Source organism: Bacillus sp. LBA3-1-1.1 (assembly GCF_040676495.1).
In the GTDB taxonomy this organism is placed as follows: domain Bacteria; phylum Bacillota; class Bacilli; order Bacillales; family Bacillaceae_G; genus Bacillus_A; species Bacillus_A nitratireducens.
In genome coordinates this window covers 14923-35809 of sequence record NZ_JBEGIB010000016.1, presented here as the reverse complement: position 1 = coordinate 35809, position 20887 = coordinate 14923, and the positions used below count along the sequence as shown (strand labels likewise).

Genomic DNA, 20887 nt, shown 5'->3' with positions numbered 1-20887 from the left:
CTAATTACACCAACAAGGTGACGACAAAGCACGAACGCTTATATGTCGCCATCTTGAGGGAGCTTAGGGTAAAGCACAAGTTCGAAATCATCGAGCCTTTGCCATTTTTCTTTCTTATAAACAGCCTTTTCTAAAACCGACTTTAGGAGGCTGTTTTTCTTTTTCGGATCATCTGTTTTGAAGTACAGATCAAGAACATGTTCGACTTGAGGGATTGTATCTTTCTTCACTTTTTCCTTTTTTATTTCTGTCTTAATTTCTTTCTGTAAGTTTTCCATCGTGGAAGTAATTTCATTAATGCGATCAGAAATTACATTCGAACGTTCTAAAAACATATCGACAGTGTAAACACCACGCTCTAATAAATCATGTAAATTATTTTTTTGCTTTTGTACATCCACTAATTCTTTTTCAAGCTTTCGTAATGCGACCTCATTCATTTGGATAACTTGCGTTTCCTTCAATTTGTCATCTTGCTTATGTTTTTCAAAATCAGCTTTATAATTGATGTACCATTCTTTTAGTGCCTCGAGTAAACGCTTCTCAATTAACTCAGTATAGCTTGATTTGTTTTCGCAGCCACGGTGTTTACAATCCATAGCCTCTTTTCGGTTTTTCGGGTAACGTTGGACCATGCTATAACCACACTTAGCACATTTAATAATACCAGCCAGTGGATTTTTAATTCCGTTCGTATTGTAGGGAACGTGATATCTTGAGTTTAACTTTTCTTGTACTTGCTCAAACAAGCTTTCGGATATGATAGGCTCATGTTTTCCATCAGCAACAATCCAATCTGATTTATCTTGCCTTGCACAACTACGTTTCACAGCGTCAGGACGTTTTACTTCTTTTCGTTTTTGCCACGTCACTTTTCCGATGTACACATTGTTTTTTAATATATCCAAGATGCTATAAGGGTTCCACTCATTTCCTAGCTTACTTTTGTAGCCAAGATCATTTAACTTGCTCCTAATTGCATTTGCACCCATATCTTCATTTGCATACAAATCAAAAATCATTCTTACAACAGAAGCCTCTTCTGAATTAATCGTTAAAGTGCGCTCCCGTTTATTTAAACGATGGATATCATATCCGAATGGTGCATGTGTACCAAGGTAATTTCCGGCCTCTACACTGGCAACACGACCGCGTTGCATACGACGTGTAATAATCTTTAACTCCTTACGTGCCATAAACGCTTCAAATTCGCTGTATTCTTCATCCCACTCATCATTAAGGTCATAAGTCTTCCTAGGTGTCATAATCTTCGTATTCGAGCGTTTAAATGTCTCTAAAATGATTCCTTGCTCTTTCATACCACCACGACCTAAACGGTCCATATCCATACAAAGAACAACGTCATATTTGTTATCTTCAATTTCTTCAAGTAACGCTAACATCTCAGGGCGTTTTACTAAACTCTCACCAGAAACGATTTCCTCACGGACAGCTACAACATTTAAGTTCATTTCCTTGGCAATTTTCAGTAGGGTAGAGCGGTGTTTTGCTAAAGTTTCGCCTTCACCGCGTGCTTCGGCTTCGAGATCGGCGCGGGATTTTCTTAGGTAGATTGCGGTTTTCATAGTTAGACCTCCTTGTTATTAGTTTATTATACGAAAAGTAAATAAATAGAAGAAGTAAAAAGAAAAGCTCCTAAGAAGGAGCTAGAGGATTCTTATCATTTATGGTGTGGACGTTTTTTTATCTTTTCATATTTTAGATATACTTCAGACGAGAAGTTAAACACATAAAATACGTTCACCTTTGATTCATCGTCAAAGGAACATACGGTTCGGTTTTCATCGAGTGTATACTTATGTATAATTTTTCGATTCTGTAAATCTTCATCTGATAGAATAGTGATAACAAATTTAGGTTGATTGAAACTTCTATATTGAAACAAAGTTATAACATAAAAAGCACTCACCAGCAAGGGTATACATATAGTTGACAAGATTTGCTCAATGCTATTCCACTCAATAAGTTTCTTAAATAAAATACTATAAAAAGGAATACTAAAAATGATATGTGAAAAAATAAGCCATTTAATAATACGGAAACGTTTTTTACTTTTGGTACTTTTAATAAAATAAATGATTGGAACCATTAAAAAAAACCATAAAAGACTACTGATTAATTTGAATATTAAAAATCCATTCGGGGTAAGATTAATATACAAATTAGATATAAAATCAAAAATAAAAATAGATGGCCATATAAATGCAACACAATAAATTAAAATTGTTCCTAGGATAAAATCAAAAATATTTAGAATAGCTCGTGAAACTTTAGTAAAGAAAAGTTTATCAAAATCACTTGTAGTGGTGAGAATAATAAAGTTTTTTAATATTATTCCCACAGCAGATACTATAGTTACGATAGCAGCAATGTTTTTTAATATACCGTCATTTATTAAATTTGAAAGCACTAAGCTTCTCTCCTTTGATATTTACTGCCCCCCACATATCTTTAAAGTCCCATCTTACTCTAATTTCGGTAAAGATTAATTTTTGTAATACTCTTGAGTGGGAGCGTACGTTTTTAGACGTGCAAATCCTCCTGGAACTCCATGAATTTCCGCAACTTCTTGAATTGACAAATGTGTATCCTCGTATGCAGAAATTATCTCGTCAGTAAGTAACAGCTCTACAGCAAATGTATTTGCTTCAATTTCAAAACGATCTACTGAAAAAAATGTTTGATTGCGCAAGAAGGGAGTATTTGCCTTAGGATGAAGTAAGGCATGTCCTAATTCATGAGCACACACAAAACGTTGAGTAGTTTCGTCGATTTGATTATTAATATGAATGAATTTAAAGCGTTTGTATGTGTTGTAAAAACCAAGAGTATTCCCAAGGTCTTCAAACAACACTATAATATTTTTTCGTCTAGCAATTTCAAATGGATTTGTTGTTTCATGTTTTTTTGCGATTTTGAGTGCGTATACTTTAATTTCCATTTCTCGCTCCGTTCAATCTTTTTTATACTTGTTTGGAGTGAATTTTTGTTTTGCTAATTGTTTTGCCATGCGCATTGAGTTCTCCAGAGAAATACGAATCATTTCTTTTGTATGTTCGTCTATTGGTTCTCCGTCAAACATTAACGCTTCATCGCTGTGTTCTAGCTCTTCTAAGGTTTTTTCTAAATCACGTGCGATATCACGTTCTTCCTTAATGGATAATTTAGATGGATTATTAGATACCATTTCTTTCGTTTGTGTCCTATCTAACAGATAATCTGTTGATACCTCAAAAAAGTCTGCGATTTTCTTTAAAGTATCATAATCTGGTTCACGCTGACCTTGCTCATAATTAGCCAATTTTCCTCTTGAAAAGCCCAAGCGATCAGCAAGTTCATATTGACTTAGTTTTTGTTTTTTTCTAAGTTCCGAAATTTTTTTTCCAAGCATAAATTCTTCCTTCTTTCTAAATAAGAATAGGCGCTTTTTATTAATTATAGAAACGTTTAGTTTCTAAATCCACAAAGGAAACAAAAAGTTTCTAATAAATATTGACAGAAACGATTCGTTTCTTTATATTGGAGATATAAGGAAACAAAATGTTTCTTTTGGAGGTGACATGTTGAATAAAAAAAGAAATAAAATGATTGAATTTAGAAGTAATCAATCAAGATTAGTCGTAGCAAAGAATTTGAAAATTACTCCTCAAATGCTAGGGGCAATTGAACGTGGTGACAGGACACCTTCATTAGAATTAGCTAAAAAAATAGCTGATTTTTATAAAACTACAATTGATGATCTTTTTTTTAGTTAAAAAGGAAACAAAATGTTTCTGGAGGTGAAAAAATGACAGCAACTAACATGGCAGTACCAACAGATCCGTCGCATAAACATATAAAAAGCTCTTCAAGAGGTGAAACCATGAGCCAACAAGAAGAATATGCGGCGACTTATGAATTTGGAAAAACGAAAGTCCATGTTGTGGCTCCTGAGCCAAAATCGCAAAAGGATATTGATAAAATCCGTCAAGCATATTACAAGGCTGGTTGGGCCATCATCAAAGAAATACAAGTGAAAGAAAACATTGAGGAATAGTTCCTCTCTTTTTACATGAATAATAGACAAGTTACATATGTACTAAATTCATTGTAACCATTTGAAAACTAAATATGGAGGCGAACAGATATGGGAACAAGCATATACTGCAATTCAGCAATAGGGGAATTATTACAGAATGCTAGAGAATGTTGTGATAATGTTCAGCTGAAAACGAAGAAAGGATTATCTAAGTACCTTGGTATTACACATGAAAGATTAACCCGTATTGAATCTGGACTTTCTAAACCAGAATTTGAGCTTGCGATGGATTGGTGCCATGCAACAGGAGCAATGTTGAATCAACAAGCGATTAAACATATTTATGGTGTTGGTTTACCACCTACAGATCCACGTTTAACTCAAGATGTGAATTTACAATTGATGAACTACATTAAACAGGCTGAAGAGGGGATTAAAGCAGCGAAGGAAATTATGAACTTACAAGTTGCAACAAGATCATGGAAGCTGGATGAAAAGAAGAAACAGGAATACACAGTTCATGCAAAAGAAATCTTCGATACAATCCAAGCTACTCAGTGTGTAGTACAAGCTCTTGAACAAGTTCATTTTGGCATTATGGAACAAATACAAAGAAGCTGGTTGCAAAAGGCTATGTCAGAGAACGTTATTATTCAATCGGTGGATAGCTTAATGGCTTTAACAAAAATGCTGTAAAGGAGGAAGGAAAATGACAGTAGATTATAAGAAACCAAGTTTAAGAGAATATAAGGAATTAATTCGCTATGATACAAAACTAACTGGTGAAATTAAAATAGCGAAAACACTTGGTGAGGATTCAAAGTCAGTTGCGTTAAAGCAAGAGAAGAAGTTAGTGGGAATTCGAATCAAGATTATTGAAGCATCATTCATTTTAAAACATAAATGGGCAAAAGAAAAAGCTACCGCCTAGACAACAGTAGCTCGCAATAGATTCTACAAAATTATTATAGCATGTTGCTTACTACATGGACAAGCCACTGTGCTTGTCGTTATGACCAGAAAGGGACTGTTCCTCCCATCCCCTTAAATGTTTCCCATTTCTGGTTGTAACGATGCGTACAGCATCAACTCAAATAGAAAGGAGATGTAATTCATGACACATAAATACGATCGTCTTCATGATCTAGTTCTTCCAGGAGACTTTTCATTTGCGAATAAACTTCATAACTGTATGGTTGCATGTATTCATAACATGTTTTATGCAAAATCAGCCGAAGAATCAAATCATTGGGAAGAAGAACTAGAACGATGTATGAAAGAATTTAAAATGCTTCGTGATACAAAAGAAGAACGTGAGGCATCGATGAGTTATCGTGTAGTGATTAAAGATTTAAGAGCAAGAGGAGTTAACGCCTCTTTAGTAACACGTAGAAAATAAAAAATCTATCACTTGGCAGAGTGATAGATAAATGACTTTGGAAAAATATTCAGATTAATTATATCAAATTAGCATTCGTATAACAACGGAGTGTGTTGCATGCTTTTAGACAAATCATTACATAGAGTGTTGCTGAATCCTAAGATACTTCAGCAAGCGACATCAGAACAACACCTAATTTACTTAGTAAAACAATATCTCAAAACAAGATACAAGAATTATCGCTTATTACGTGTAGAGGACGGATTCGCGATATGTAAACGGGAGGATGAATAATATGGCAGTTTATAGACCAGTACATGTTTCATTTTGGCAGGATTCATTTGTTTTAGATCTTACACCGGAGGAAAAGTATTTCTACTTATATTTGATGACAAACAGTAAGACGTCTCAATCAGGAATCTATGAGCTTCCACTTCGTATCATTGAAACGGATACAGGGTACAACCGCGAAACTGTTATGAAGCTATTAGAACGTTTTGCAGAGTACGGGAAAATTAATTACAACCAAAAAACAAAAGAGTTGTTCTTAATCAACTGGTTAAAATTCAATCCGATTAAAAATGTGAACATTGAAAAGTGTGTGTTAAAAGAAATTCAATCTGTGAAGGACCAGGATTTTTTAGTTGATTTCTATGAAACTTGCTTGGAATTAGAAGTGCAACAAGACTTTAAGATTCCAAGAATTAAGGAGTATTTATCAGTACGTTTGGAGGGGCTTATAAGGGGCTTCCAAGACCCTAGCAAGGAAAAAGAAGAAGAAAAAGAAAAAGAACAACAACAAGAAGAACGCGCAGGCGCGGAAGAAGTTGTTGAGGTTAATCCAATTTCTTTTTACGAACAAAACTTCGGATTCATTACACCTTTTATCGCAGATGGTATTCACGCTTGGATAGATGATTTAAATGCAGAGCTCGTTGTAAAAGCTATGAAAATTGCTTTAGAGAAGAATACGAGAAACATGACTTACGTAAATACGATTTTAAGAGATTGGCATCTTAAGGGATTGAAAACAGTAGCAGATGTTGAAGCGGCTGATCAAGCATTTCGTGCTCAACGATTAACAAAAGTACAACAGCAGACACAAGCACCTTATCAACAAAAAGGCTTATCAGAATCTACTAAGAACGTAATACAGCAGCAACAATCATGGGAGAAAAACATTCCAACGGATGAAGAGCTTGCAGCACTTAATCAACAGAATGGGTGGATGGTTCAATGAGTAACGATATGATTCGTAACGCAGAAGCTGAACAAAGTGTTTTAGGTAGCATTATCCAAGAAGGCGATTTAATTAAAGATTGTCAGCTAAAGGCGAAACAGTTTTCTTTACCAACACATCAAGTGATTTTTAAAGCGATGAGAGAACTTGAGGATGCAGAAGTCCCAATAGATCTTGTTGCTCTCATGGGGAAATTTGAAGACAGTTTTATGAATCAAATTGGTGGTATTGCGTTCTTTGTAAACTTAACCGAAGTTGTTCCAACGACGAAAAACTTTTCGTATCACGAAGGTTTAATTATCGAAGCTTGGAAAATGAGACATGCTCAAGAGGTAGCTGGTAACTTATATAACCGTCTTCAGCATGAAAGAGATATGAGCGCTATTAGTACATCAATTGATGAACTAAGTGCCATTGAGGAAACAGGTTATTCAGATGAATTTAATCTAAAGGAAACCCTAGTTGATCTCTATAAGAATATGCAAATTGATGTAGGAGATTTAACCGGTATACCAACTGGTTATGACGACTTAAACAGAATGACAGCAGGATTACAAGAAGGCGATTTAATTATTGTTGGTGCTCGTCCTTCAATGGGGAAAACAGCATTTGTATTAAACGTTGCTTTTCACGCAGCGAGTGCTCATGCAGCAACGGGAGTCTTTTCGCTAGAGATGGGAGAAGAACAGTTACTTAAGCGTATGATCTCAAGTACTGGAAATATAGATGCTACGAAATTAAAGAATCCTAAAAAGCTATGTAATTTAAAGGATTGGGAAAAGATTAGTCAGGCTATGGGCTTGATAAATGATTTACCACTAGAAATATACGATAAAGCCAATGTAACGATGCAAGAGATTTACGCAAAGACTAGGAAACTAAAGCGCAAATACCCAGACAAAAAGGTGCTAGTCGCAATTGATTACTTGCAGCTTATTGTAGGTGACCCAAAACACAAAGGAAATCGCATGCAAGAGATTGGTGAGATAAGTCGTAAGCTAAAACTTATGGCAAGAGAGCTAAATGTATGTGTGGTTGCATTATCACAGTTAAGCCGTGCTGTTGAAAGTAGACAAGATAAAAGGCCGTTGCTCTCAGACCTACGTGAAAATGGTCAAATTGAGCAAGATGCGGACTTGATCGCATTCTTATATCGTGAAGATTATTACGACCGTGAAACAGAAAATAAAAACATAACGGAAATTATTTTAGCGAAGCAGAGAAATGGTCCAGTTGGTGTTGTTGAACTAGCATTCATTAAAGAGTTTAGTAAGTTTGTAAATTTAGAGCGGAAGTTCAATCACCAACAGGAGGCTTAATCATGTTGTTACGTCAGGAAGTAGAACGTAGAAAACTAGCAATCATTCGTAAATTACTAGGATTAGGATTATCAGAAATTCATGGTCAAACATTAGATCAACTAACGTTAACGCAGCTTGAAGGAATTTTAATAGCAAGTTTGCATCTATTGGAGGGGAAAAGCAATGCCAAAGCAGCTAACAATCTTTGATGTTGAACCAGTTGTGTCATTTGATCCTAAGAAGGCTCATGTTCATTGGTTAAATTCTAAACTACGTTTTGCTGACGTTGTTGTACAAATACCACGCCAAGCAAAGGCGATTGACGAATTAAAACTAACGACAGCACCAGATGATCGTTACGAATTATTTGAGGATTATACAATTGGGATTTGGCGTTATAAGCGAGTGGAGGATAAACAGTTTGATTGGGAAGAAGCTGAAGCGATATGTAAACGAGCAAGGGATAGCAAAGAGCCGATTCCAATACGGCTTCATCTATCCTTGGAACAATCATTTATTCCAGAGAATGTTGTGCAGTATTTATAAGCAAATAAAAAAGCCGAGAATACTCCCGACTACTTTCGACAAAGTAATTATATCATGGGAGTGGTGAATGTGGCGATTATTAAAGAAGATATTGCAGAAATGAGAGCGGAAATTTCTTTAGCTGAAAATATGGTTTATATCGTGAAAGATGGACAAGTTCGTCAAATAGAGCCACCGATAAGTGGTCATGGTGAGCAGTCCTTGATATACAAGAATAAAAAAGTAATTCGTATTGAAAAACGAGAATCAGAGTTGATTTAGCCTAGCTTTTATTTTTTCAAACAAGTTGGAAATTGGGGTAATAATAAACTTTGAATTTTGTTCAGGATGAAGACTCAGTGAACAATTAATGAATAAAAGGAGAAATCCCCGCGGGGGCAGGGATTTCGGAGGGGAGAGGCTATTGTCGTACCATGTCGAAATTTGGCGTATTCGACGAATTAATATTATCACGAATTTTCAAGTAATTGTGATATTCGATGTGTCAAAAATGTGTACGAATTTCAGATAAAAGCGTTATTTGAATAGAGAAAAGAAAAAAGACAACAACCGGAGGGCTTGTTGTCTCAAAAAAAGTGGAATGGCACTAAAATATTAGTTTAAGTCATAACAGGTTATTTAAAGTATATGAATTGCGTATGAAAATATACATCTTTTAAACAAAAGCGTTATTTTGTACAAGAATTTTTACGATTATACACAAAAACAGCGGGCAACTGATTAAGTTGCCCGCCATGTTCTTGCACGGCACGGAGGAGCGCTTTCCCTTTTGAAAGAGTGCAGCCGGGGAGAGATCGGCTTAGAGGTAGTATGTGTAATACAAAAAAGATTATTCGTAAAGGGGAATGTAACGGTTCAAAACTAAACAAAATAGTTATTTTTTATTAAAAACTGCCCTTGTATTTTGGGGTCACAAGGGCAGAACAGATATATGGATTTGCAAAGGGGAATCTGCAAAATCATATAAATTGTAACATGTATATAAACCTAAAGTGGTTACGGAAAAGTAACAAAAGCGTTATTTTAAAATTAAAGAGCGCCCAAGGGAGCGCTCTTCGAACAAAACAATATTAAAAAATACTCGATAATATATGTAATCTTTTAAGCTTTGTGATTAATTAAAAGTTTTTCGAATTGCTTTTGGATGGTAGTACATGCTGTTCTATTTTTTCGTAAAGATTAAGTAATTGTTTGATGAATGTAATTTTCGGTGTTAACCAATACGAAAACAGTGCTGAAATAATTCCTATTAGAGCTCCAGTCATGACATCGAAAGGATAATGAACTCCTACCCAAATACGAGAAATAGCTACGCAGAATGCAAGTACAAGCCATAACCATCTAGCCTTTTTACGAACAAGCCAGAATGAAAAACAAATTGAAAAAAATAGAATCGTATGGTCGCTAGGAAATGAATTATCTACTGCATGATCGACAAGTTTATTAACATTAGGTAATACTGCAAATGGTTGATAATTCAAATGCAAATTCCCTGCTAATTTTCCAATTATTTCAGCAGTTACGAAAGCAACTATTGCTTGAATAATCATCATTTTGTTTTTTCTAGATTGAGTAAACCAATAAGCCATAATAATTAAACCTAAAACATACACCATATATTCCGCTAAAAATACCATAGTGGAGTTTAGAGATGAATATTGCTTCCCTAAATCATTGATAGCTCGAAAAGCATCAATATTTAATTGAGAAAAAGACATTTTTAAATCGCTCCTTATTTTTTGTGTATAAGGAAAATTATAGTGAAGAGTTTATAGTGAAAAAATTGATTTGAGTGACATTAGTCTTACAAAACTGTAAGGATTAGCTCATTAAAGATTTTTAATAAAATAGTTATTTGAAACTGTTCATGAAAAAAGAGCACTATCGAAAGTGCCCTTAGAAAATACATTTTATATTCTGTTTTGAGCTACTATTTTAATATTCTCTGGTGGAATGATATCTTGAATTTTTTCTTTTAAATCTACTTGGACCATTTCTTCAAGATGTTCAAGTGAAACTTCAAAGTTTATGCATTCCGCAGTTGCGATGTTTAATAAAGAATAATTTTCATTCTTTTTAACAACAAGATATTGCGATTGATCTGTAATTACTATACATCCTTGTTGAATTCCTAATTTACGATTATCTTCAAAAGTCATAAATAAATCTCCTAACGTTTTTCTGATAGGAATTGTACTACATAAAAAGTTAGTGTCTAGTCGGTCTTATGTAAGAACTAGAGTCAAACAAAATCCTTATTTTAAATGAAGAAGCCCTAGAGTTAGGGCTTTAGGGCTTCTTGTGTTGGTATATCTCACACGATTTTATAAAAAGAATAGAACGTACTGAGGATAACACATGAATGTTTCATGAATGTATCGGAAAAGTGAAAAAAGTCTTAATTTGAATAAAAAAATAGCTCTTACAATTATGTAAGAGCCCCATAAACAGAGAAAAAGTCGCGTGTGAAACCATATGAGAATCACAATAACATTTTAACACCAAAATATATAGTTGTCTATATGTCTCGGTGTGGTATAACTAAACAAAAACGCTATTTTATACAATAAAACAGCTAGCGTGATTAGCTAGCTGTCCTGTTAAGAAAAGAAAACGGTGCTTATCAAATATTGCTTTTGTAATTGCGAATTACAACTATAGTATGAACAGAGTTGAAAATGTTATGCGAAAATAATCTAATAAAAATTTCATTTTGTAAAAAAACTAAAAAGAGCACTATCAATTAGTGCCCTTTGTAAAAATAGCGTAAGTGGCCAGCTCACGTTATAAAGAAAGGTAGAATTTAATATATTCTAACCCTGCTTAAATGGTGAAAACAAAAGAACAGCTAGCAAAAGCTAACTGCTCCATTGCAACTTGTTAACAAAAGAAAAAGGTCGTTATTCAGGAATTGAACAACTTGTAGATATTATGTGGAAGTTTTGGAATTTTATTCAGATAAATTTAAAAAAGCAGCTAGCAAAAGCTAACTGCTTAGCCCCAAGTAAGAGAGAGGAGCGCTTTATTAGGTCTAAGACTGAAATAAGGGTTTTAGATGTTAAGACCTAAATATAGTATAGATCTCACTTCAGAAATTATGCATATAAATTGTATTCCTACAAAAATGGTTAAAAAACAAAGCAGCTAGCTCAATTAGCTAACTGCTCATCTCCAAGGGGGAACAAGGAGAAAATCTAATGTCATATACAGTATTGACGGAATATTGAGTTTTATTCAGGAGGATAGAAGGAAATAAGTAATTTTAGACTGTTCCAACTTGGTTTTGGTCTGCAACATCAGAATCGAATGTGTTTGTTGCACTAACACCGCTAAAGGTATTGGCAACAAAAGCAACAGTGGATGATCCTGAACCATTATAAGCTTTTGTATTTTCCTTTGGAGAAACGTTATAAAAATCACCTAAATTGAAAGAACCGTTACTATTTTGTACAACCAGATTTCCAACAATAGATGGCATAGTTTTCACCTGCTTTCCTAGAAAATATTTAAATTAGTATATGGTGTATGTGTCTAGAGGTTCATCTGGATCTGAAAATTTTGAAATGAAGTTTGTTAGAAAACATAACAAAATAATCCTTTTACGAAAAAAGGTCCTGTTGTCTCCAACAGAACCTTTCCTAAAATGGCAAAGAGCACTTTCAAAAGCGCTAATTTTCATCCATAGTAGTGTCGGATGATATTATAATTTGAATAAATTGGTATTCGGTGTTAAAGACTATTACTTATTTAATCCTCTAAATGGAAGTTTCACTTTATTATGGACAAGGTGAAGTTGTAGTCGTTTCTCCAAAGAAAGGAAATCCATTTACCGTACCAGACGCTATAAGAGTTATATTTCCAGGCCCAGTAGCAGTAACATTCGTACTAAAAAATCCGCCTTCTTCTGTAAACACTGTAGTTGGAGAAACAGTCGCTGCACCTTGTATTGTGAACGTGACTGGTATTCCTGCAAATCCTATGCCATTTACTAACAAACGACCAGGTGCTACAACAGGAACGTTACAATCTTCACTTGTAAACGCTAGTCCAATAGCCACTTCTGTACCAGTGACTGGCAATCTCCTAACGCAGACTTTGACAATCTCCTTTTCTTTGAATTTAAAAGCAACTCGTAATCCGTCTATAAATCCAAAATTTTGTTCTTGGGCAGAAACTTGTCCAAGAATTGCTGCACCTGTGACCTCGAAAAGGTCTCCTTCATTGGCATCTTCACGGTCAATGACACATTGAAAAGGGATATCATCAAAAACTTGAAAACCCGGCACTAGAGTGCCATTTTCTAAAACAGCAGTGTAAGTTAACGTTTTACGAACTACTCCGCAAATTACAACCTTTTCTGGGATTACATTTTCAATATCCGCTTCAACAGTTTGTGTAAAGGTAACGGTACCTGCAAGTGCTGGGGGGACAAGCTGCGTTGTGCGCTCAACAACAACTTGGCAACAAGTTGTTGGATTAATAAGTGGGCAAACCATTCATTATTCCTCCTTAGTTCAATAAATAATATTCTCTCAGTACATTTCGAAGTCAAATAGAATGCTATTGCTTCTACTATAGAATATGAAGTAGAGACAGAGCTTGTATAGGAGGATATCTTGGACAAGATTCCTATTTTTCAGCAAATAAATAAGTTATTTCATCTTAGAGAGATCCGGAACTGCGGATTTAGTCTCTAAAATGATCTGATTTTATATTTATGATGGAAGGATATTGATTTACTTAGTAATCGTTTTTATGGAAACTTTTATAACATCCTTCTCTATAAAATTGAAAGCAAGGGTTTGTCTATACGATCGAAAACCATTTGAACTTCCAAAGTTAGCTTCACGTGCAAAAACTTCACCAAGTATTTTTTTCTCGACGATGCTAAATTGATGATTTTCTTTAATGTCCGTTGATTCTATAAGACACTGGAAGGGAACATCATCTTGAATATGATTTGGAATCTCTCTGTTATGAGTTACTGCAGTATAAGTAACAGTTTTTCGGATATATCCAGTAATGACGACTACTTCTGAACACACCTTTTCAATCGTAGTGAATATCTGTTTATCAACTTTGACGGTTCCTTTTTTTGCGGGAGGAACTAACTGGATTTTATGCTCAACAATTTGTCTGCAACACAACGTTTGGGATTTTGGAGCTTTTAATGATTGTTTTGTTTTTTGAGTTTTTGGGGATCGCGATGATTTTATTGGTTTTTGAATTTTCGGAAATATCGATAAATCGATATGCGGGAAATAAGGTGCGCTTATATTAATGAAATCTTTCTTATGATGTGAATTCATATACGTTTCCTCACTTTTTGATAACATATAGTGTAGAATATGTTTTCTACACTATATATGCTTGTTTTTGACAAGAAATTTTAAAAAATGAGCTGTTGTCATATATCAATATGATTCTTTGACAATAAAAAAATTTTTGCTTCTGATTTACATTCATAAAAAGCATATTACTCCTTCTCATTCATATAAGAGATAGCGTGCTTTCAACTTAAAAAAGGTCTATGAAATGCAGGGCGAACATTTAGACAAAATAATCGTTTGAATAGAAAAATGGATAAATGGTGTAAAAATAGATAAATGGTATAAAAATGGTATAATAAATAAAAATTAAATATTTAGTCCTACTGGAAGAACCAGCGGACATCAAACCATAAAGAGCATAAGCGATAGTGCTCTATGGTTTGGTGTCCGCTTTTTGTTTTTTATTAATAAAATAGATAAGGAGTGTTTTTATATATGACGCAATTAACTTTCTTACCTAAAATTGATCGTAAAGCAACACAAGTCCGTTTAGAAGAGATTCTTGAAAATGTTCGTATTAATAGACAATTCGGGATGATTAGAAATGAGATGAAGGTCACAGCTTCTTGTGAGGTAAGATATCATGGTCCAACAAACATAGTAGGAAAGCCAGCTGAAGATGTTGCTTTAGCAAATGTTGCTATGAGTGAAAGAGAAGTGAAATTACAACGTTTATCTTTTCAAATTGATAAGGCATTAAGTCGTTTTAGCAAAAGCCAAAGGGACATTATTGTAAAACGATATTTAGAAGATGAAGAAGTTTTTGATTACATGGTTTATAACGAGATTGGTATGAGTGAACGTACATATAGACGAAATAAATCTAATGCTTTTTATAAACTAGCTTTTGCTCTTAGATTAGAAGTATATGAGACAGAAGAACAGAATGGAGGAGATAACCTATGAACTTTGTTCAACCTATCCGTGATCCAGAGCAAATACAACAGATTAAAGAATATCTGAAAGAAAACAGCGAACGTAATTTTATTTTGTTTGTAATGGGAATTAACACAGGTTTACGTATTAGTGACATTCTCAAATTGAAGATAGGTGATTTGAAAGGTAGCCATATTTCAATGAGAGAAAAAAAGACAGGGAAACAAAAACGTATTCAATTAACTCCGGCGTTAAAAAGAGAATTGCGTTGGTACATTGAAGAACGAGATGACAGTGAGTATGTAATTAAAAGTCGTGAAGGTACTAATAGACCAATTGGGCGCAGCATGGCTTACAAGATACTCAGAAGTACAGCAGCAGAGTTTGGCTTAAAGGAGATAGGGACCCATACATTAAGAAAAACATTCGGATATCATATGTACATGCAAACGAAGAATATTGCTTTGCTAATGGAGATATTCAATCATTCAAGCGAGAAGGTGACCCTTAGATATATCGGTGTAAACCAAGATGCAATGGATAAGGCTATGACCCGATTTAAAATATAGCAACGTCCTTTTAATTTTTTGTTTTTATAATTACCCATTTTTTATGCGTTGTGTAACTCAAAAGGGAAAGTATTATGAAGCTATGAATATCAAGCGATTCAGCGATAGGGGCAGTTACACAAAATATAAGATATGGGTAAGTCATTAGCAAGAAATACATAAGAGTGATGAATTAAAATAAGTGGCAGAGTCGTGACCGCTTTTTGACAGTAAATGTGCCGGTTGTTTTGGAATTAGCGTGTTATATTTGTATTGTGAGTAGTGGCGGAAAACATTGCTCACAAGATTCCAGATAACCGAAAATGGATCGTCATTACCGGTGGCGATGGTTGCAGATTGGATGAACAGTTGTTTCTTGATTTCACATCCAATTGAAGTTCATGTTATATATACGAGGGAGAGCTTTTGCTCTTCTTTGAGCTAACAACATCCTAGGTAGACAGAATGAGGGTGACCTGATAAGTCAGCCAAGAGTGTCTGTCGTGGTTGTTAGCTGAAAGAAGAATAAAACTTCATTTACCGTAATCGAAGTGCAAATTAATAATTGATAATAAGGCATCCATTCGGGTGCTTTTTATTTTGTAGGAGGAAGTGATTAGATGTTTTGGTTAGGTTGCTTCGTCGGATATTGTGTAGGAATGTCACTTTGTTTATTACTTATGATTCAATTCATTAAAGCGAAGGATGTTAAGGAGTTAGATTGATAAGGGGTGAAGTGATAGATATGGAAACACATGATCTTATTCAGTTAATAAGAGATGACAAGCTTATGAAGTTCTATAAGTCTAGGGAATGGCGTGAGCTAAGGATTAAGGCTTTGAAGAGAGATAACTTTGAATGTTGTACGTGCAGAGATAAAGGAAAGTATCGTAAGGCTGATTGTGTTCATCATATTAAGGAAGTAAAAGAATATCCAGAGCTATCACTAACTTATGACAACCTTATGTCTCTTTGTAATACATGTCATAACGAAGTACATGATCGTTTAAAGGTAGAAGATAAGTTACCTGCATTTGTTAATGAAGAGAGATGGTAGCAGATGATTATAAATGATAATGGTCGTGAGTATGATACAGACTATCTTGAAAGAGTAGCAGCAACAGAGCCAATAGATAGAACGAGTGTAGAGCGAGACATCTTTAATGCAGGTGCTCGCTTTATTTATTATAGATACACACAAGTTAGAGATATTATTAATCGTAATCGATGTAATAATTTAACGATTGATAAAGTAAAACAACTTTTAGATATAGATAGAGTTCAAATGTTCTTGTCAATTACAGAAGAAGAAATAAATTATATTATTTCTTTTGTTGAACAATATATACAAGTTAAATAAGTCCCCCCTTAAAATAAAATCGACTTTCTTTCGGGGGAGCTTTCAACGGGAGGGGGACGTCGGAAAAAATATTTTTTGGTTTTCTCACATGAGGGGGAGGGGTGCACACAAAATACAGGGTGCATCCTTTTTATTTTCGTTTAAAACAGCCCCGAATTTAATGTATGAAAAGAGGTGGTGAATATGGATGAATAATAATACGACACCCCAAGAAGCCGCACACAGCGACTATTTAAGCGGTATGAAGTATAAGGACATTGCAGAGAAATATTCTGTTTCTATGAATACCGTTAAGTCCTGGAAAAAAAGATATAACTGGCAAAGAGAGGGTGCACACAAAACACAAAAGGTTGCGCCTAGTAAGAAAAGGGTGCACACGAAACCAAAAATAAATCAATTAAAAGAGACCATTAAGCAGGATTTGATGAATCAATTAAAGGAAAATGGGACATCTGGTGCACAGTATGTAGATTTAGTATCTGATTATATGGCACTTTGGGATATTAAAAACAATCTCATTTTAGATATTGAAACAAGAGGTGTTGTTGTTGATTGGTCGAATGGACGGCAGCAGGGAAAAAAGAAGAATGAAAGTATCAGTGAGTTAAATAAAACGAATGCTCAAATGTTGAAGCTTTTAGCTGAATTAGGATTGAAAGCAACGGAAGTAGAAAAGGATGATGATGATGGTCCAGACCTCTAATTTTCATCCTTATATAGACGAATATATTAAAATGGTTGAAAGTGGCAAGATTCGTGCTTGTAAAGAACAACACCAGCTTATTGCATTAGTTAAAAAAACATTGTCAGACCCAAATGCTTACATAGATGTACAGGCAATTGAAGATAGTGTTGAAATTCCAAAACCGTATTTTCCGTTTGAATTATTCCCGTGGCAGAAATTCATAAATGCATGTGTATTCGGAATTAGATACAAAGATACTGGTCGTCTTGTTTGGAATCAAATCTTGGTTCTTATGGGACGTGGTGGCGGAAAAAATGGTTATGCAGGATATCTAAACTTTTACATGATGTCAAAACAGTTTCAAATTAGTAATTACAACATTGAATGGGTTGCAACATCGGAGCAACAAGCAAAGACTACATTTGAAGATGTAAAAAACGTTTTAGAAAATCCGAAATACGAAAAATCTCTGCAAAAGGTTTTTTATAAATCTAAAGTATTAATTCAGCACAAAAGAACAAAATCACAAATCAAATTTAATACTTCAAATGCTCGTACAAAGGATGGTTTACGTCCTGGCGCTGTATTTTTCGATGAAATTCATGAGTATGAAGAATACGCAGCTATTAAAGTATTCCGTTCCGCATTAGGAAAAATAAAAGATGGAAGAACATTTTATTTAACTACTGATGGATATGTACGTGGTGGTGTATTAGATGATTTAAAAGAAAAGAGTAGGCTTGTCCTTAATGGAGAGGTACAAGAAAGTAAGTTATTTCCGTTTATTTGTAGATTAGATAAAGATGAAGAAGCAAATGATCCAGAGAACTGGGAAAAAGCGAATCCATCTATTAGATATAATAGTGAACTCTTTGAAACGATGCGTGAAGAGTGGGCAGATTGCCAAAAGAACATTCCGATGCGTGTTGAATTTATGACAAAGAGGATGAATCGTCCTGTAGCAGATTCAAGAAGAGAAGTTGCTACATATGAAGATAGATTAGCAACTGATCAACCTTTTCCAGAAAATCTAAAAGGCATTGATGCAGTAGGCGGAATTGACTTTGCTGATGTTCGAGATTTCTGTTCTGTTGGTTTGTTATTTAAGCATGATGGAAAGAGATATTGGATGCAGCACACTTTTATCCATCATATGGCCTTAAAGTTACAAGATATTAATCCAGATATCATTGACATTGCAAAACAAAAAGGACTATGTACGATTGTTTATGATAAATCCATCGATGCAGATCGTGTTATAAATTGGTTTCTTGAGAAAGCAAAGGTATTTAATATCAAAAAGGTTGCTTGTGATAGTTTCCGTTCTTCTATTATGGAAGAGAAATTTAAAGAAACAGGTATACCATTAGAGATTGTAAGACGTGGGCCTGTAACGCATGCAAAGTTAGCCCCACTAATTGATGAAATGTTTATCAAACAATTAATTGTCTTTGGTGATGATCCATTAATGCGTTGGTATGTAGGAAACGTTTTTGTAGATGAAAAAGGAAATGGGAATAAAGAGTATTGCAAAATTGATAAAGAAAAACGTAAAACGGATGGTTTCTTTGCCTTCACACATGCTTTAACACAAGATGGTGAATTAACAGAATCGAAACCATTTACAATTAAGGCATTTAAAGTGCGAACTTACTAGGAAGGTAGGTGAAGTAATGGGATTAATAGATTGGATAGGCGGTTGGTTTGGAAATAGAAATAGATCTTTATTAAAAAGTCATTTTTATGAAGCATCTATTGATTACTTCTTTAAAAAGTTAGCTGTAAATACCTGTGTGGATTTGATTGCAAATACATTAGTTCGTTGTGAATTCCAAACCTTTGAAAAAGGAAAAGAAGTACGAAAAGGAAATCATTATTTATTTAATGTACAACCCAATCAGAACCAAAATGCTTCTCAATTTATGCATAGTTTAGTTTCACATTTAATTTATGATAATGAATGTTTAGTTATCATGCATAACGATCAACTTTATGTAGCTGATAACTTCAGTAAAGAAGAATTTGCATTAAGAGAAAACTGGTATACAAATGTCACGATTAATGACTTCACTTTTACCCAAAAGGTATTTAAAGAGAGTGAGGTTTTTTATTTTAAATTAAATGACGAAAATATCATGAATGTAATCGATGGCTTATACGGTAGTTGGGGGAAACTAATTACTTCTGCAACAAATATTTATAAACGTTCAAATGCAATGCGAGTAGTAGTAAAAGGTGACTTTTTAAGAGCACAAACTGACGAAATGCAAGATCAGATAGATGCAATGTTTAACGATCAATTTAAAGCGTTTTTTGAAGCAGATAATGCAGGTGCTGTTTTCCAATTACAAGATGGATATACATTAGATAATTTCAGCAATACGTCAAAAGGAAACAAGCTAGATAGTAGAGATATAAAAGCACTGGTAGATGATATTATTGATTTTGTTTCTATGGCCTTTCATGTACCAAAAGGAATGTTAAAAGGTGATGTGGTGGACGTATCAAAACAAACAGATAATTTCCTTATGTTTTGTATCAACCCACTTATAGAATTAATTACAGATGAAATTAATCGGAAGTTTTATACAAAAGAAGAGTACTTAGGACGAACGTATTTAAAAGTTGATACAAGCCGTATTAAGTATGTAGATATTACACAACTAGCAAATGCTTGTGATGTGTTCTTCCGAATTGGTGTAAATTCAATTAATGACATTTTAAGAATATTAGGACGTGAACCTATAGATGAGGAATGGGCAGATATGCGTTATGTTACTAAGAACTATGAATCAGTTGAAAATACTGAATCATTAAAGGGAGGTGAGAATAATGACGGTAACGGAAATACCAAAAATCAAAAATAGATTTGAAGTACTTAATAGCGCCAACACAGAAGAAGCAGACCTTTATATGTATGGAAGTATTTCAGCATATTCTTGGTATGACGGTATCTCAAGTAGTAAAGTACGAGAGCAATTGAAAAACATTACAGCAAAAACGATTAACGTTCACATCAATAGTGGTGGTGGAGATGTATTTGAATCAATTGCTATCTCTAATTTATTAAAAAATCATTCTGCCAATATTGTTATACACATTGATGGTTTGGCGGCAAGTGGTGCATCTGTTATTGCAATGGCAGCAGATAAAATTGTTATGCCTAAAAATACAATGATGATGATTCATAAAGCATGGACATATGCGGCTGGTAATGCAGAAGGGTTACGTAAGGTTGCAGATCGTCTTGATAAAATTGATACTGCAGTAACGGAAAGTTATACATCTCGTTTTGTAGGAGAAAAAAGTGAACTAGAAACACTTTTAGCAGAAGAAACATGGTTAACTGCTGAAGAGTGTCAAACGTTTGGTTTCTGTGATGAAATTTCAGATGAAATAGTAATTCCAGAGGAAGACGAAGAAGATGAAGAACTCGAACCTGCAAAGGCAAAGATATTAAACAAATACAAAGCATCAGTTCAAGTGCAAGAAGAATCAAAAGAAACAACTCATAATAGCAAAAATACATTATTTACATTACTAACAGCGTTAAACACTCCAAAACGGTAGTGTTTTTTATT

At 34.3% G+C, this 20887-nt stretch carries 27 protein-coding genes; 18 read left to right on the top strand and 9 right to left on the bottom strand.

Annotation, left to right across the window (positions count from 1 at the left end):
* Positions 1 to 38 precede the first annotated feature (38 nt).
* The 4 genes from MRBLBA3_RS14570 to MRBLBA3_RS14555 all read right to left on the bottom strand — a co-directional run bounded on the left by MRBLBA3_RS14570 (position 39) and on the right by MRBLBA3_RS14555 (position 3412).
* A complete protein-coding gene (locus MRBLBA3_RS14570; RefSeq protein WP_363381832.1) occupies positions 39 to 1586 on the bottom strand; it encodes a recombinase family protein in 1548 nt (515 codons plus the stop codon).
* Positions 1587 to 1681: 95 nt separating this feature from the next.
* Complete coding sequence (locus tag MRBLBA3_RS14565; protein ID WP_363381830.1) at positions 1682 to 2431, bottom strand: hypothetical protein; 750 nt, start codon at positions 2429 to 2431, stop codon at positions 1682 to 1684.
* 75 nt (positions 2432 to 2506) lie between these two features.
* A complete protein-coding gene (locus MRBLBA3_RS14560; protein WP_336149604.1) occupies positions 2507 to 2962 on the bottom strand; it encodes an ImmA/IrrE family metallo-endopeptidase in 456 nt (151 codons plus the stop codon).
* A 12-nt stretch (positions 2963 to 2974) separates the two neighbouring features.
* On the bottom strand, positions 2975 to 3412 hold the full coding sequence (locus tag MRBLBA3_RS14555; protein ID WP_336149603.1) for a helix-turn-helix domain-containing protein: 438 nt from the start codon (positions 3410 to 3412) through the stop codon (positions 2975 to 2977).
* Between the two features lie 172 nt (positions 3413 to 3584).
* Between MRBLBA3_RS14555 and MRBLBA3_RS14550 the strand changes: the two genes are divergently transcribed.
* The 10 genes from MRBLBA3_RS14550 to MRBLBA3_RS14505 all read left to right on the top strand — a co-directional run bounded on the left by MRBLBA3_RS14550 (position 3585) and on the right by MRBLBA3_RS14505 (position 8768).
* Positions 3585 to 3776, top strand: coding sequence for a helix-turn-helix transcriptional regulator (locus MRBLBA3_RS14550; RefSeq protein WP_336149602.1), 192 nt, complete (start codon positions 3585 to 3587; stop codon positions 3774 to 3776).
* A 32-nt stretch (positions 3777 to 3808) separates the two neighbouring features.
* A complete protein-coding gene (locus MRBLBA3_RS14545) occupies positions 3809 to 4057 on the top strand; it encodes a hypothetical protein (protein ID WP_336149601.1) in 249 nt (82 codons plus the stop codon).
* A gap of 90 nt (positions 4058 to 4147) precedes the next feature.
* Complete coding sequence (locus MRBLBA3_RS14540; protein ID WP_336149600.1) at positions 4148 to 4735, top strand: sporulation sigma factor-processing peptidase; 588 nt, start codon at positions 4148 to 4150, stop codon at positions 4733 to 4735.
* A gap of 13 nt (positions 4736 to 4748) precedes the next feature.
* Entirely contained in the window at positions 4749 to 4970 is a 222-nt protein-coding gene (locus tag MRBLBA3_RS14535) for an RNA polymerase subunit sigma (protein ID WP_336149599.1), read from the top strand.
* A 183-nt stretch (positions 4971 to 5153) separates the two neighbouring features.
* Entirely contained in the window at positions 5154 to 5438 is a 285-nt protein-coding gene (locus tag MRBLBA3_RS14530; RefSeq protein WP_336149598.1) for a hypothetical protein, read from the top strand.
* Positions 5439 to 5715: 277 nt separating this feature from the next.
* A complete protein-coding gene (locus MRBLBA3_RS14525) occupies positions 5716 to 6660 on the top strand; it encodes a DnaD domain-containing protein (RefSeq protein WP_363381826.1) in 945 nt (314 codons plus the stop codon).
* Positions 6657 to 7979 (top strand): replicative DNA helicase, encoded by a 1323-nt coding sequence (dnaB, locus tag MRBLBA3_RS14520; protein WP_336149596.1) that lies wholly within the window; start codon positions 6657 to 6659, stop codon positions 7977 to 7979. The genes MRBLBA3_RS14525 and dnaB overlap by 4 nt, the downstream gene beginning before the upstream one ends.
* A 2-nt stretch (positions 7980 to 7981) precedes the next feature.
* Positions 7982 to 8170: a hypothetical protein gene (locus tag MRBLBA3_RS14515; protein ID WP_363381824.1), complete on the top strand. Its 189-nt coding sequence runs from the start codon at positions 7982 to 7984 to the stop codon at positions 8168 to 8170.
* On the top strand, positions 8145 to 8507 hold the full coding sequence (locus MRBLBA3_RS14510; RefSeq protein WP_098402100.1) for a cell division protein SepF: 363 nt from the start codon (positions 8145 to 8147) through the stop codon (positions 8505 to 8507). Before MRBLBA3_RS14515 ends, MRBLBA3_RS14510 begins: the two co-directional genes overlap by 26 nt.
* 69 nt (positions 8508 to 8576) lie before the next feature.
* Positions 8577 to 8768, top strand: coding sequence for a DUF3954 domain-containing protein (locus MRBLBA3_RS14505; protein ID WP_002192662.1), 192 nt, complete (start codon positions 8577 to 8579; stop codon positions 8766 to 8768).
* An 857-nt stretch (positions 8769 to 9625) separates the two neighbouring features.
* Here MRBLBA3_RS14505 and MRBLBA3_RS14500 read toward each other — a convergent pair.
* The 5 genes from MRBLBA3_RS14500 to MRBLBA3_RS14480 all read right to left on the bottom strand — a co-directional run bounded on the left by MRBLBA3_RS14500 (position 9626) and on the right by MRBLBA3_RS14480 (position 13816).
* The gene (locus MRBLBA3_RS14500) at positions 9626 to 10225 is read right to left on the bottom strand and encodes an undecaprenyl-diphosphatase (RefSeq protein WP_000010617.1); all 600 of its coding nucleotides are present in this window, start codon (positions 10223 to 10225) and stop codon (positions 9626 to 9628) included.
* 192 nt (positions 10226 to 10417) lie between these two features.
* Entirely contained in the window at positions 10418 to 10666 is a 249-nt protein-coding gene (locus MRBLBA3_RS14495; RefSeq protein ID WP_000141885.1) for a hypothetical protein, read from the bottom strand.
* A gap of 1103 nt (positions 10667 to 11769) precedes the next feature.
* Positions 11770 to 11985: a spore germination protein gene (locus MRBLBA3_RS14490; RefSeq protein ID WP_193648787.1), complete on the bottom strand. Its 216-nt coding sequence runs from the start codon at positions 11983 to 11985 to the stop codon at positions 11770 to 11772.
* Positions 11986 to 12283: 298 nt separating this feature from the next.
* Positions 12284 to 13003, bottom strand: coding sequence for a hypothetical protein (locus MRBLBA3_RS14485; protein ID WP_363381821.1), 720 nt, complete (start codon positions 13001 to 13003; stop codon positions 12284 to 12286).
* A 240-nt stretch (positions 13004 to 13243) separates the two neighbouring features.
* Positions 13244 to 13816, bottom strand: a complete 573-nt coding sequence (locus tag MRBLBA3_RS14480; RefSeq protein ID WP_363381819.1) for a hypothetical protein — start codon at positions 13814 to 13816, stop codon at positions 13244 to 13246.
* Between the two features lie 456 nt (positions 13817 to 14272).
* Here MRBLBA3_RS14480 and MRBLBA3_RS14475 point away from each other — a divergent pair, with 456 nt between their 5' ends.
* From MRBLBA3_RS14475 to MRBLBA3_RS14440, 8 genes are all read left to right on the top strand, one after another.
* Positions 14273 to 14743, top strand: coding sequence for an ArpU family phage packaging/lysis transcriptional regulator (locus MRBLBA3_RS14475; protein ID WP_363381817.1), 471 nt, complete (start codon positions 14273 to 14275; stop codon positions 14741 to 14743).
* Positions 14740 to 15282 carry a site-specific integrase gene (locus MRBLBA3_RS14470; RefSeq protein ID WP_070142282.1) on the top strand — a complete coding sequence of 181 codons (543 nt, stop codon included), beginning with the start codon at positions 14740 to 14742 and terminating at the stop codon, positions 15280 to 15282. The genes MRBLBA3_RS14475 and MRBLBA3_RS14470 overlap by 4 nt, the downstream gene beginning before the upstream one ends.
* Before the next feature lie 724 nt (positions 15283 to 16006).
* Complete coding sequence (locus MRBLBA3_RS14465) at positions 16007 to 16318, top strand: HNH endonuclease (RefSeq protein WP_336149713.1); 312 nt, start codon at positions 16007 to 16009, stop codon at positions 16316 to 16318.
* Positions 16319 to 16321: 3 nt separating this feature from the next.
* On the top strand, positions 16322 to 16621 hold the full coding sequence (locus tag MRBLBA3_RS14460) for a hypothetical protein (protein WP_336149712.1): 300 nt from the start codon (positions 16322 to 16324) through the stop codon (positions 16619 to 16621).
* A gap of 187 nt (positions 16622 to 16808) precedes the next feature.
* The gene (locus MRBLBA3_RS14455) at positions 16809 to 17324 is read left to right on the top strand and encodes a P27 family phage terminase small subunit (protein WP_363381814.1); all 516 of its coding nucleotides are present in this window, start codon (positions 16809 to 16811) and stop codon (positions 17322 to 17324) included.
* A complete protein-coding gene (locus MRBLBA3_RS14450) occupies positions 17308 to 18963 on the top strand; it encodes a terminase TerL endonuclease subunit (RefSeq protein ID WP_363381834.1) in 1656 nt (551 codons plus the stop codon). The genes MRBLBA3_RS14455 and MRBLBA3_RS14450 overlap by 17 nt, the downstream gene beginning before the upstream one ends.
* Before the next feature lie 16 nt (positions 18964 to 18979).
* Entirely contained in the window at positions 18980 to 20173 is a 1194-nt protein-coding gene (locus MRBLBA3_RS14445) for a phage portal protein (protein WP_353770810.1), read from the top strand.
* Entirely contained in the window at positions 20139 to 20876 is a 738-nt protein-coding gene (locus MRBLBA3_RS14440) for a head maturation protease, ClpP-related (RefSeq protein WP_098565412.1), read from the top strand. The genes MRBLBA3_RS14445 and MRBLBA3_RS14440 overlap by 35 nt, the downstream gene beginning before the upstream one ends.
* The last annotated feature ends 11 nt before the right edge of the window (positions 20877 to 20887 follow it).

Excerpts from the sequence above, each read along its gene's own strand:
- MRBLBA3_RS14515 (WP_363381824.1), top strand. The coding sequence starts at position 7,982 with ATGTTGTTACGTCAGGAAGTAGAACGTAGAAAACTAGCAATCATTCGT.
- MRBLBA3_RS14475 (WP_363381817.1), top strand. The coding sequence starts at position 14,273 with ATGACGCAATTAACTTTCTTACCTAAAATTGATCGTAAAGCAACACAA.
- MRBLBA3_RS14495 (WP_000141885.1), bottom strand. The coding sequence starts at position 10,666 with ATGACTTTTGAAGATAATCGTAAATTAGGAATTCAACAAGGATGTATA.
- MRBLBA3_RS14540 (WP_336149600.1), top strand. The coding sequence starts at position 4,148 with ATGGGAACAAGCATATACTGCAATTCAGCAATAGGGGAATTATTACAG.
- MRBLBA3_RS14485 (WP_363381821.1), bottom strand. The coding sequence starts at position 13,003 with ATGGTTTGCCCACTTATTAATCCAACAACTTGTTGCCAAGTTGTTGTT.
- MRBLBA3_RS14545 (WP_336149601.1), top strand. The coding sequence starts at position 3,809 with ATGACAGCAACTAACATGGCAGTACCAACAGATCCGTCGCATAAACAT.
- MRBLBA3_RS14480 (WP_363381819.1), bottom strand. The coding sequence starts at position 13,816 with ATGAATTCACATCATAAGAAAGATTTCATTAATATAAGCGCACCTTAT.
- MRBLBA3_RS14465 (WP_336149713.1), top strand. The coding sequence starts at position 16,007 with ATGGAAACACATGATCTTATTCAGTTAATAAGAGATGACAAGCTTATG.
- MRBLBA3_RS14570 (WP_363381832.1), bottom strand. The coding sequence starts at position 1,586 with ATGAAAACCGCAATCTACCTAAGAAAATCCCGCGCCGATCTCGAAGCC.
- MRBLBA3_RS14455 (WP_363381814.1), top strand. The coding sequence starts at position 16,809 with ATGAATAATAATACGACACCCCAAGAAGCCGCACACAGCGACTATTTA.
- dnaB (WP_336149596.1), top strand. The coding sequence starts at position 6,657 with ATGAGTAACGATATGATTCGTAACGCAGAAGCTGAACAAAGTGTTTTA.
- MRBLBA3_RS14560 (WP_336149604.1), bottom strand. The coding sequence starts at position 2,962 with ATGGAAATTAAAGTATACGCACTCAAAATCGCAAAAAAACATGAAACA.
- MRBLBA3_RS14525 (WP_363381826.1), top strand. The coding sequence starts at position 5,716 with ATGGCAGTTTATAGACCAGTACATGTTTCATTTTGGCAGGATTCATTT.
- MRBLBA3_RS14535 (WP_336149599.1), top strand. The coding sequence starts at position 4,749 with ATGACAGTAGATTATAAGAAACCAAGTTTAAGAGAATATAAGGAATTA.
- MRBLBA3_RS14440 (WP_098565412.1), top strand. The coding sequence starts at position 20,139 with ATGACGGTAACGGAAATACCAAAAATCAAAAATAGATTTGAAGTACTT.
- MRBLBA3_RS14445 (WP_353770810.1), top strand. The coding sequence starts at position 18,980 with ATGGGATTAATAGATTGGATAGGCGGTTGGTTTGGAAATAGAAATAGA.
- MRBLBA3_RS14450 (WP_363381834.1), top strand. The coding sequence starts at position 17,308 with ATGGTCCAGACCTCTAATTTTCATCCTTATATAGACGAATATATTAAA.
- MRBLBA3_RS14530 (WP_336149598.1), top strand. The coding sequence starts at position 5,154 with ATGACACATAAATACGATCGTCTTCATGATCTAGTTCTTCCAGGAGAC.
- MRBLBA3_RS14490 (WP_193648787.1), bottom strand. The coding sequence starts at position 11,985 with ATGCCATCTATTGTTGGAAATCTGGTTGTACAAAATAGTAACGGTTCT.
- MRBLBA3_RS14470 (WP_070142282.1), top strand. The coding sequence starts at position 14,740 with ATGAACTTTGTTCAACCTATCCGTGATCCAGAGCAAATACAACAGATT.
- MRBLBA3_RS14500 (WP_000010617.1), bottom strand. The coding sequence starts at position 10,225 with ATGTCTTTTTCTCAATTAAATATTGATGCTTTTCGAGCTATCAATGAT.
- MRBLBA3_RS14555 (WP_336149603.1), bottom strand. The coding sequence starts at position 3,412 with ATGCTTGGAAAAAAAATTTCGGAACTTAGAAAAAAACAAAAACTAAGT.
- MRBLBA3_RS14510 (WP_098402100.1), top strand. The coding sequence starts at position 8,145 with ATGCCAAAGCAGCTAACAATCTTTGATGTTGAACCAGTTGTGTCATTT.
- MRBLBA3_RS14460 (WP_336149712.1), top strand. The coding sequence starts at position 16,322 with ATGATTATAAATGATAATGGTCGTGAGTATGATACAGACTATCTTGAA.